The following is a 9581-nucleotide window of genomic DNA, read 5'->3' as shown; positions in this document are numbered from 1 at the left end:
CCCGCGCCGAGCCATGGCTGAGGAGAGAGAAGCCGCATGAGCAGCCTGATCCTTCCCTATGCGGGGCTCGATGCCGGGCAGCCGGCCTCGCTCTCGCCGGATTACCGCTCGACCGTGGCGCGCAGCCCGCGCCAGGCCCCGATCGCAATCCCGCAGACGCTGACGGAGGTGACCGGGCCTAGCGACTGGTCGCGCCTGATGGGGCCGGCGATGGCCGACCTCACCACCCAGCACAAGGCCGAGCCGCAGGGCCAGCGCATCGTCGTGACCGGCCGCGTGCTCGATGAGGACGGAAGGCCCGTGCCCAACACCGTCGTCGAGATCTGGCAGGCCAATGCCGCCGGCCGCTACATCCACGCCAAGGACGACTGGCCGGCGCCGCTCGATCCGAATTTCACCGGCGTCGGCCGCGTGATCACCGACGAACAGGGCCGCTATCGCTATGTCACGATCCGGCCCGGCGCCTATCCCTGGGGCAACCACAAGAACGCCTGGCGCCCGGCCCATATCCATCTCTCGCTGCTCGGCCCCGCCTTCGCGACGCGGCTGGTCACGCAGATGTATTTCCCCGACGATCCGTTGATCGAGATCGACCCGATCGCGAATGCCGTGCCGATGCCCTATCGCCAGCGCATGGTCTCGCGCTTCGATATCGGCACCACCGTGCCGAACTGGGCGCTGGGCTATGTCTTCGACATCGTGCTCAAGGGCCGCGACCAGACGCCGTTCGAGGACGACCATGACGACGACCACTGACTCTTCCGGCGGGGATTTGGAAACCCGCAACGCCGCGCCGCGGCAGGACAGCCAGGACCCGTCGATCTTCGGCCAGACGCCGTGGCAGACGGTCGGCCCCTATTTCCATTACGGCCTGCCGTGGAAGGGCGGCGCCGATCTGGTCGAGCGCTCCGAGATGGGCGCGCGGCCAGACCTGATACCGCCGGAGCATTTCCTGCTCTCGGGCTCGAACGTCTCAGGTCAACCCGAGGGCGAGGTCATCGCGCTCGCCGGCTACGTCTACGATGCCGACGGCAAGCCGATCGAGGACGCAATGATCGAGATCTGGCAGGCGAACGCGAACGGCCGCTATGCCAGCCCGGACGACGATCGCGCGGATGTGGCGCTCGACCGGCATTTCGTCGGCTTCGGCCGCGCCTCGACCGACAAGGAAGGCGTCTACCGCTTCCGCACGATCCGCCCCGGCCGGGTGCCCGGCCCCGGCAACAGCCTGCAGGCGCCGCATGTCGCGCTCTCGGTCTTCGGCCGCGGCCTGCTGAAGCGCCTGCCGACAAGGCTTTATTTCGCCGATGGCGAGGGCAACGAGACCGACCCGATCCTCGCCCTGGTGCCCGAGGCACGCCGGCACACCCTGATCGCCCAGCGCAAGCCGGACGGAACCTGGTGGCTCGACATCAACCTCGCCGGCGAGAGCGAGACGGTGTTCTTCGATCTGTAGGTGATCCTCACTGTCGAGCGGAGGGTTTGCTGCCGCCGGCTCGACCGCATCCCGGAAATAGCCGGTCACCAGCCGCTCCAGCTCGACGCCGCTGAGCCTGGTCAGGTCGTAACGCGCCACTTTCCCCGTAAACGCAGTCTCGGCACTCGCGGTGCGTCGCAGCTCGTCAAAACCGCTCCATGTAGTGATCAAGGTGCTTGCCCATGAGGCGCAGCGCCTTGGAACGCTCATTGGTCCGCAGGCTGAACCGAATGGTCTTGGAACCGAACGCTGCGGCCACACCCACGGGCACGCGCATATCGAAATAGAACCTGCCGTTGCGGGCGATCAGGTACGACGCTCTGGCCACGGTTTCTCTGCTCGCGCATGTCAAAATGTATGACAGCCCAGCCCCGAGTAAACCGTTGAATTTTCGATAGTTTAAGCCCTTCAAGGGCTTAGGTGGCGAATGGCGCTCCCTAGGGGACTCGAACCCCTGTTTTCGCCGTGAGAGGGCGACGTCCTAGACCGCTAGACGAAGGGAGCAGCGCTGGCCGAGGGCGCCTGTGTAGTCGGACAGCCGCGGCACCGCAACAGCTTTTTGCATCGTCAGCACATTAAAGATGCCCGGACCGCCCGGTGCCCTGCGGAAAGCCGTGCAGGTCGTCGACAGCCACGGGGCGATCCGGCGATGCCCGCCGGCCGCGACCATCCGAAGAACGGCGTTTTCCGATATCCTCCGTCTCGTCCGCAGTTGCCCTCCCGCGCAGGAAGCCTGATGCTGCGGCGACCCTGGCCGGCATGAGCCCGCCGGCTTCGACGGTCGGATGGCGGCACGCCCATGGCGGAGTGGCAGATCGAAACCCCGGTTGGCGAGGCGACCGCCGACGAGGCGCTTGTGACGGGGCACACGCGATCGGCGAATGGGGCGCTGCGCGATTCCGTGGAGCGCGCGCGTCTCGCCCTTCGGACGGGCCTGCTCGGCCTGCTCGGCATCGTCTACCCGCCGACCTGTATCGCCTGCCGGGCCGCCACGGGAGAAGCACAAGCGCTGTGCCCGGCGTGCTGGCGCGGCGTCGGCTTCATCGAGCGGCCCTATTGCGAGCGGCTGGGCACGCCGTTTCCCGTCGATCTCGGCCCCGGCCTGCTCTCGCCGGCTGCGATCGCCGATCCGCCCGTCTTCGCCCGCGCGCGCGCCGTCTGCCGCTTCGATGGCACGGCGCGCGAACTGGTCCATCGCCTGAAATACGGCGACCGCGTCGAACTCTCGCTGACGCTCGGCCGGATGATGACGCAAGCCGGTCGCGAGCTCATCGGCGATGCCGATCTGATCCTGCCGGTGCCGCTCCACCGGACCCGGCTCTGGCACCGGCGGTTCAACCAGGCCGCAGCCCTGGCACAGGTGGTTGCCCGCGAGGCCGGGCTGCCGCTCGCCACGACGGCATTGACCCGGATCAGACGCACCCGGCAGCAGGTCGGGCTGACGCGCGCCCAGCGCGCCGATAATCTGCAAGGTGCTTTCCATATACCGGCAGCGATGCGCGGACTTGTCGAAGGCCAGCGCGCCCTGCTGGTCGACGACGTGCTGACCACCGGCGCGACGGTCAATGCCGCCTCGCGCGCCCTGCTGCGGGCCGGCGCGAGCGCCGTCGATGTGCTGACCTTCGCACGGGTCGTGACGGATGGCCGGGAAGGCACTACATGAGGGGCATCGCAACGAGAGACACGTCCTCATGCCGCCGGTTACGATCTACACCACGCCCTGGTGCCCCTATTGCCATGCGGCCAAGGCCCTGCTGGCGCGCAAGGGCGTGGCCTTCACCGAGATCGACGTCGACGGCAAGCCGGAATTGCGCCAGGCCATGACGCTGCGCGCCGGCGGGCGCACCTCGGTACCGCAGATCTTCATCGGCGAGCAGCATGTCGGCGGTTCCGACGATATCCATGCGCTCGACGCCCGCGGCGAACTCGACAAGCTTCTGGCGGCCTGACGCCCCGGCAGGCCCGGTTGCCTTGGCGGCCTCCCGCCACCATCTATGACGACATGATCCGTTACGCCCTCATCTGCGACAGCGCCCACGAATTCGAGAGCTGGTTCGCCTCCTCGGCCAGCTTCGAGGACCAGACGAAGCGCGGCTTCGTCACCTGCCCGGTCTGCAACAGCGCGAAGATCGAGCGCGCGATCATGGCGCCCAATGTCGCCCGCACCGATCTCGGCCCGAAGGCGACAGGGCCGGTAGCGGAGACTCCCGCCCCGGCAGCAGCGACGTCGGCGCCTGCGCCGGTCGCGCTGATGAGCGAGAAGGAGCAGGCCTTCCGCGAGATGGTGACGGCACTGCACCGGCATGTCAGCGAGAACGCCGAGCATGTCGGCAAGCGCTTCGCCGACGAGGCGCTGAAGATCCATCACGGGGAAGCGGAAGAGCGCGCCATCTTTGGCGAGGCGACGCCGGACGATGCCCGGATGCTGCATGAGGAGGGCGTCGCGTTCCTGCCGTTGCCGCGCCTGCCCGGCTGGGGGAACTGAAGCGTCCCTCGGTCGTTTCCGATCACAAAACTGCGCTCGTGGCGACTTTCGTCGGTACCGATATTGCGGTTTCGACATGCAGGGCGAGGCTGCCCGAATGAAATTTTTCGGCGCGACGGCGTAAATTTTTTCGTTCTGTAACAAGGCGCTATCGGTCGGGCCCCTCCCGCCGGAAGGCGCCTCGGGGCGCTCTGCCCCGCTTCCCCTCTTCCGTCCCGGATTAACTTTCTGTTAAGGAATTCGCGGTTCCTTGCCGGCAATACCGGTTTGCCGCCCTCGGCGATCACGGGTCCGGAATTCAGGAGGTTGCCACATGAAGCGGACCGCGATCGCTGCGCATGGTCTTCGTTCCGGTGAGAAATCCCGGCATGGCAGCAAGGCGATCCCGCTTCTGATTGCGCTGGCGGCTCCGGCTCTCGGCGCCTGCAGCATGTCCCCGGTCGAGACGGCCGCAACCTCCGCAGCCGCAGCTCCCGCAGTGAAGGAGCCCGCCAAGGCGCGCAGGCATGCGGTGGCGCTGGCCAAGGCCAATCCGCGCGAGAAGGAATGCCTCGTCCGCGCGATGTATTTCGAATCGAACCGGTCGAGCGAGTCCGGCCTGCTCGGCGTCGGCACGGTCGTGATGAACCGGGTCGAATCGGCCAAATACCCCGAGACGATCTGCGGCGTGGTCGGAGCACCGCGCCAGTTCGCCGCCGGCGTCCTGACCCGGCCGATGACGGATAACGTCCTGCCGAAGGTCGAGGCTATCGCCGAGGACATTCTCAACGGTCGCCGCAACGATGCGGTCGGCGCGGCCAAGCACTTCCACATGGCCGGCCTGCGCTTCGGCTACAAGAACATGCACTACGTGACCGTGGCCGGCGGCAACGCCTTCTACGTCAAGGGCGAGCGTCCCGAGCGCCGCCGCATCGAGGAACCGGCGGTCCAGCTCGCCTCGGCCTCCACCACCTCCGTGCCGCTCACGACGACGTCTTCTTCCGCAACCACCGCGGCCTCTTTCGCCTCGGCCCCGCTCGCCTTCGCGCCCGAGACGCCCGCGCCGAAGCTGCCCGCGCTCGAGAACCCGATCGTGACGCTGGTCAAGAACGCGCCCCTGCCGCCCGGCCGCCCGCTCGATCTCGACCTGCCCAAGGCGCCCTTGCGTGCCTTTGTCGCCCCGCCGAAGGACGACCGCCGCGTCGCGCTGCTGCGGACGGCGGATATCAGGGGCAGCCTGTCCTCGCGGTAATCGCGCGCAAGCCTGCTGCTGCCCCTCACAATCCTTATCCTGAGGAACCGCGCGAGCGGCCCGAGGCGCCGTCAGCCTAACGTCGCAGGGGACACAGCCGCAGCTCTGGCGTTATCTTCGCCGCAGTGCAACATTCAGATTGCTCTGCAATACGGGGAGACGCCATGACCGCGACGGACCAAGGCGGCCGGGAAACGGCCCAGCGCGACAAGCCGTGGATCTTCCGGACCTATGCCGGCCATTCCGATGCGGCGGAGTCCAACAGGCTTTACCGGACCAATCTCGCCAAGGGCCAGACCGGCCTCTCCGTCGCCTTCGACCTGCCGACGCAGACCGGCTATGACCCGGATCACGTGCTGGCCCGTGGCGAGGTCGGCAAGGTCGGCGTGCCGATCTCCCATCTCGGCGACATGCGGGCCCTGTTCGACCAGATCCCGCTGGCGCAGATGAACACCTCGATGACGATCAATGCGACGGCAGCCTGGCTGCTCTCGCTCTATATCGCCGTCGCCGACGAGCAGGGCGCCGACCGCAGGCTGCTGCAGGGCACGACCCAGAACGACCTCGTCAAGGAATATCTGTCGCGCGGCACCTATGTCTTCCCGCCGCGCCCGTCGATGCAGCTCACCACCGACATCGTCGTATTCACGGCCAGCGAACTGCCGAAATGGAATCCGACGAACGTCTGCTCCTACCACCTGCAGGAGGCCGGCGCCTCGCCGGTGCAGGAATTGTCCTTCGCGCTGGCGACGGCCATCGCCCTGCTCGATTCGATCCGCGCCCGTCCTGAGGTCTCGGCGGAAGAGTTCCCCGGCACGGTCGGGCGCGTCTCCTTCTTCGTGAATGCCGGGATGCGCTTCGTCACCGAGCTCTGCAAGATGCGGGCTTTCGTCGAGCTCTGGGACGAGATCACGCTCGGCCGCTATGGCATTGCGGACGAGGCCATGCGGCGCTTCCGCTATGGCGTGCAGGTCAATTCGCTCGGGCTGACCGAGCCGCAACCGGAGAACAACGTCTACCGCATCCTGATCGAGATGCTCGCCGTGACGCTGTCCAAGAAGGCGCGCGCGCGGGCGGTGCAGCTCCCGGCCTGGAACGAGGCGCTCGGCCTGCCCCGCCCTTTCGACCAGCAATGGTCGCTGCGCATGCAGCAGGTCCTCGCCTATGAGACGGACCTGCTCGAATTCGGCGACATCTTCGACGGCTCGACCGTGGTCGACGCCAAGGTGCACGAGCTCAAGGCCGCAGCGCTGGAGGAACTGGCGAAGATCGACGACATGGGCGGCGCGCTCGCCGCCGTCGAGAGCGGCTACATGAAGCAGGCACTGGTCGAGAACGGTGCCCGCCGCATCGAGGCGATCGAGCGTGGCGAGCAGGTCGTCGTCGGCGTCAACAAGTTCACCAACAGCGAGCCTTCCCCGCTCTCGGCCGGCGAGGGCAACGTCGTCACCGTGCCGGATTCGGTCGAGACCGAGGCGATCGCCCGGCTCAAGGCCTGGCGCTCGGCCCGCGATGCCAAGGCGGCCGAGGCGGCGCTGACCGAACTCGCCGCCAGCGCCCGCGAGAACCGCAATGTCATGCCGGCCTCGATCGCCTGCGCCAAGGCCGGCGTCACCACCGGCGAATGGGCACAGACCCTGCGCGAGATCTTTGGCGAGTACCGCGCCCCCACCGGCGTCGACACGACCAAGCTCGGCGATGCGACCGGCCTCGCCACCGCCAGGGCAGCCGTGGAGAAGGCAACCGAGCGTCTCGGTCGCGCGCCGCGCTTCCTCGTCGGCAAGCCCGGCCTCGATGGCCATTCCAACGGCGCCGAGCAGATCGCCGTGCGCGCCCGCGATGCCGGGATGAGCGTCAGCTATGGCGGCATCCGCCAGACGCCGGAGGAGATCGTCAGCGAAGCCCGCGAGCAGCAGGCTGACATCATCGGGCTCTCGATTCTCTCGGGCTCGCATCTGCCATTGGTCCGCGACGTCACGGCGCGTCTACGCGTCGCCGGGATGGACGTGCCGGTCGTGGTCGGCGGCATCATTCCGCCCGACGACGAGAACGCCTTGCGCAACATGGGCGTGGCGCGGGTCTATACGCCCAAGGATTTCGCGCTGGACGGCATCATCGCCGATGTCGCGGGGCTGGCGGCGAAACAAAGGTGAGCCTCATCCCGCTCAGACCATCCCCACGCTCTTCAGCTGCTGGTAAGCCTTCAGGATCTCCTGAAGCGTGCCCTCGCGCGAGCGATCCCCGCCATTGGCATCCGGGTGGAAGCGCTTCACCAGTTCCTTGTAGCGCGCCTTGATCGCGGCGGAATCGGCGGTGTCGTCGAGGCCGAGCGTATCCAGCGCCTTGCGCGCCACGATGCCGACGCGCGATTCCGGCTGGGCCGCCTGCTGCTTGTTCCGGGCGCCGAACAGGTTGAAGGCATCGTGCATGTCGGCAGCGGCCTCGCCGTTGGCCTTGCGCCCGCGCTGCGACATCCGCGCCGCCTTGGAGTTGACGCCGAGCTTCCAGGTCGGCCGATGGCCGATCTCCTCCTGCTTGGCGTAAGCGGCGAGCGCATCGTCATCCATGCCCGCGAAATAGTTGTAGGTCGCGTTATAGGCCTTCACATGCTCCATGCAGAACAGGAAGAACTGGCCTTCGCGGCCGCGGCCCTTCGGCGCCCGGAACTCGCCCGTGCGGGCGCAGCCCGGATGGCTGCAACGCGGCGCATCGCTTTCCACGGGCGCTTCCGCCTCGGAAGCTCCGATCCTGATGCTGTCGAAAAGGCGAGAGTTGATGTTCATCGTCGACGGGTTATGAGACGCAAGGGCTAGGGCCGGCAAGTGCGATGCAGCACATCGCCGAACCGACAGAACAATCATGGTAACGGTGGCGCGATCATGACCTCAATCAGCGAAAGAATCACGCAAAAGCTGACCGCGGCCTTTGCGCCACAGGCGCTCAGGGTGATCGACGAATCGCACCAGCATCAGGGCCATGGCGGCTGGCGCGAGGGCGGCGAGACTCATTTCAGGGTCGATATCGTGTCGGAGGCCTTCGCTGGCAAGAGCCGGCTCGAACGCCACCGCCTCGTCAACGCGGCACTGGCGCAGGAACTGGCCGACCGCGTGCACGCCCTGGCGATCGCGGCGAAGGCTCCGGGCGAAGGCTGAGCTAGGTTCCCGCAGGGACGACGGCCTTGGGCTCCGCCGGTGCGGCGATATAGATGGCCAGCGTCACGGCGAGCATCGCGCCCATGAAGACGAACAGCCAGCCAAAGGTCGCCTGTGCATCGTAGCCGCGCCCGTCGAGAGCGTTCACCAAGCGTCCCGAGAGCCACTGCATCACGCCCGCCCCACCCATGAAGACGAAATTCATGAAGGTGACGCCGCGGCCGATCTCCTGGGACGACATGAAGGCGCGCGCATGCGCCATCACCACGGCATAGGTGACGCCGAACAGGCCGATGACGAGCAGCAGGCCGACCGCAAGGCGGGGCGATGCCTCGCCCCACAGAGCCAGCGAGAAACACGCAAGGGCGACGGTCACCGCACAGGCGATGACCGTGGGCTTGGCGCCGATCCGCCGATAGAGCGGCAGCACCAGGAGCGCACCCGCCGCGATAAAGCCGCCCATGGTCATCGCAGCATAGCTCGTGGCAGCGAGGTCGAAGCCGTGCACCGTCTGGAGATAGGGCGCGATCCACAAGCCCCGGATCGAGATCGTGACGCCGTAGCTCACGAAGGTGAAGGGGAAGATCAGCCAGAGCGGCCGTTTCACCACGATCTGCTTGATCCCGCCGAGCAGCGAGACATGCTGTTGCGCGGCGCCAGGCAGCGGCGGCGGGTCTTTCAGCAGCAGCACCACGAGCAGGGCCGTCAGCGCCACGATTCCGGCAAGGCCGAACACCGTCGCGCGCCAACCATAGGCCGCCAGGAAATAGGCGAGCGGCGCGCCGCTCAGCGGATCACCGATGCAGCCGAACCCGATCAGGAAGGATGACATCGTGGCGAAATGCCGGGGCGAATAGAGCCGCGCAGCCAGATAGAAGCCGGACATCAGGATCGGCGCGCAGCCGATCCCGATCAGCGCGAGCGCCGTCAGGGCGGAGAGATAGCCGCGCGACAGGCCGAAGATCACCGTCCCGGCGAAGGCCACCAGGAGGAACCCTGCCAGCGTCCGCCGCGGGCCGATCCGGTCGAGTGCATAACCGACCGGGAATTGCGTGAGCGCGAAGGCGATCAGCCAGGCGGCCTGCAGGCTGCCGAGCTGGCCCTGGTCGAGGCCGAGGTCTCGCGTCAGGTCCCCGGAGATCACCGCCAGGAACGAGCGGAAGAACTGGCTCAGGATATAGGCCAGCAGCAGGACCAAGAAGCTCGTCACGACAATCCGCCTTCATCCGGCGGACT

General features: G+C 67.3%; 11 protein-coding genes and 1 tRNA gene. 8 read left to right on the top strand and 4 right to left on the bottom strand.

Annotated features, from left to right (window positions below):
- Positions 1–36: 36 nt before the first annotated feature.
- On the top strand, positions 37–756 hold the full coding sequence (gene pcaH, locus AC1RLU_RS25940; protein WP_492798938.1) for a protocatechuate 3,4-dioxygenase subunit beta: 720 nt from the start codon (positions 37–39) through the stop codon (positions 754–756).
- A complete protein-coding gene (pcaG, locus tag AC1RLU_RS25935) occupies positions 740–1456 on the top strand; it encodes a protocatechuate 3,4-dioxygenase subunit alpha (protein ID WP_492798937.1) in 717 nt (238 codons plus the stop codon). The genes pcaH and pcaG overlap by 17 nt, the downstream gene beginning before the upstream one ends.
- 166 nt (positions 1457–1622) lie before the next feature.
- Here pcaG and AC1RLU_RS25930 read toward each other — a convergent pair whose 3' ends face one another.
- Together AC1RLU_RS25930 and AC1RLU_RS25925 are read right to left on the bottom strand one after the other, a co-directional pair.
- Positions 1623–1805, bottom strand: a complete 183-nt coding sequence (locus tag AC1RLU_RS25930) for a DUF6538 domain-containing protein (RefSeq protein WP_492798936.1) — start codon at positions 1803–1805, stop codon at positions 1623–1625.
- 100 nt (positions 1806–1905) lie between these two features.
- Positions 1906–1981: transfer RNA gene (locus tag AC1RLU_RS25925), tRNA-Glu, on the bottom strand.
- A gap of 295 nt (positions 1982–2276) precedes the next feature.
- Between AC1RLU_RS25925 and AC1RLU_RS25920 the strand changes: the two genes are divergently transcribed.
- From AC1RLU_RS25920 to AC1RLU_RS25900, 5 genes are all read left to right on the top strand, one after another.
- The gene (locus tag AC1RLU_RS25920) at positions 2277–3140 is read left to right on the top strand and encodes a ComF family protein (protein WP_492798935.1); all 864 of its coding nucleotides are present in this window, start codon (positions 2277–2279) and stop codon (positions 3138–3140) included.
- A gap of 28 nt (positions 3141–3168) precedes the next feature.
- Positions 3169–3426: a glutaredoxin 3 gene (grxC, locus tag AC1RLU_RS25915; RefSeq protein ID WP_113584495.1), complete on the top strand. Its 258-nt coding sequence runs from the start codon at positions 3169–3171 to the stop codon at positions 3424–3426.
- Positions 3427–3479: 53 nt separating this feature from the next.
- Positions 3480–3962, top strand: a complete 483-nt coding sequence (locus tag AC1RLU_RS25910) for a DUF1178 family protein (RefSeq protein WP_492798934.1) — start codon at positions 3480–3482, stop codon at positions 3960–3962.
- Positions 3963–4275: 313 nt separating this feature from the next.
- Positions 4276–5193: a cell wall hydrolase gene (locus AC1RLU_RS25905; RefSeq protein ID WP_492798933.1), complete on the top strand. Its 918-nt coding sequence runs from the start codon at positions 4276–4278 to the stop codon at positions 5191–5193.
- Between the two features lie 164 nt (positions 5194–5357).
- The gene (locus tag AC1RLU_RS25900; RefSeq protein ID WP_492798932.1) at positions 5358–7346 is read left to right on the top strand and encodes a methylmalonyl-CoA mutase family protein; all 1989 of its coding nucleotides are present in this window, start codon (positions 5358–5360) and stop codon (positions 7344–7346) included.
- Positions 7347–7358: 12 nt separating this feature from the next.
- Here the strand turns inward: AC1RLU_RS25900 and AC1RLU_RS25895 are convergent, their stop codons facing one another.
- Positions 7359–7913, bottom strand: coding sequence for a J domain-containing protein (locus AC1RLU_RS25895; RefSeq protein WP_342028493.1), 555 nt, complete (start codon positions 7911–7913; stop codon positions 7359–7361).
- A gap of 159 nt (positions 7914–8072) precedes the next feature.
- Between AC1RLU_RS25895 and AC1RLU_RS25890 the strand changes: the two genes are divergently transcribed.
- Positions 8073–8345 (top strand): BolA family protein, encoded by a 273-nt coding sequence (locus AC1RLU_RS25890; RefSeq protein WP_061971418.1) that lies wholly within the window; start codon positions 8073–8075, stop codon positions 8343–8345.
- Between the two features lies 1 nt (position 8346).
- Here the strand turns inward: AC1RLU_RS25890 and AC1RLU_RS25885 are convergent, their stop codons facing one another.
- Entirely contained in the window at positions 8347–9555 is a 1209-nt protein-coding gene (locus tag AC1RLU_RS25885) for an MFS transporter (RefSeq protein WP_492798931.1), read from the bottom strand.
- Positions 9556–9581 lie beyond the last annotated feature (26 nt).

The organism is Allobosea sp. GW822-FHT05A11, assembly GCF_058800455.1.
The sequence above is the reverse complement of the archived record's forward strand: the minus strand, read 5'-3'. Positions and strand labels throughout refer to the sequence as shown.

Bases quoted from the DNA above. Each gene is read 5' to 3' on its own strand.
- AC1RLU_RS25920 (WP_492798935.1), top strand. From the start codon at position 2,277: ATGGCGGAGTGGCAGATCGAAACCCCGGTTGGCGAGGCGACCGCCGAC.
- grxC (WP_113584495.1), top strand. From the start codon at position 3,169: ATGCCGCCGGTTACGATCTACACCACGCCCTGGTGCCCCTATTGCCAT.
- pcaH (WP_492798938.1), top strand. From the start codon at position 37: ATGAGCAGCCTGATCCTTCCCTATGCGGGGCTCGATGCCGGGCAGCCG.
- AC1RLU_RS25910 (WP_492798934.1), top strand. From the start codon at position 3,480: ATGATCCGTTACGCCCTCATCTGCGACAGCGCCCACGAATTCGAGAGC.
- AC1RLU_RS25890 (WP_061971418.1), top strand. From the start codon at position 8,073: ATGACCTCAATCAGCGAAAGAATCACGCAAAAGCTGACCGCGGCCTTT.
- pcaG (WP_492798937.1), top strand. From the start codon at position 740: ATGACGACGACCACTGACTCTTCCGGCGGGGATTTGGAAACCCGCAAC.
- AC1RLU_RS25900 (WP_492798932.1), top strand. From the start codon at position 5,358: ATGACCGCGACGGACCAAGGCGGCCGGGAAACGGCCCAGCGCGACAAG.
- AC1RLU_RS25905 (WP_492798933.1), top strand. From the start codon at position 4,276: ATGAAGCGGACCGCGATCGCTGCGCATGGTCTTCGTTCCGGTGAGAAA.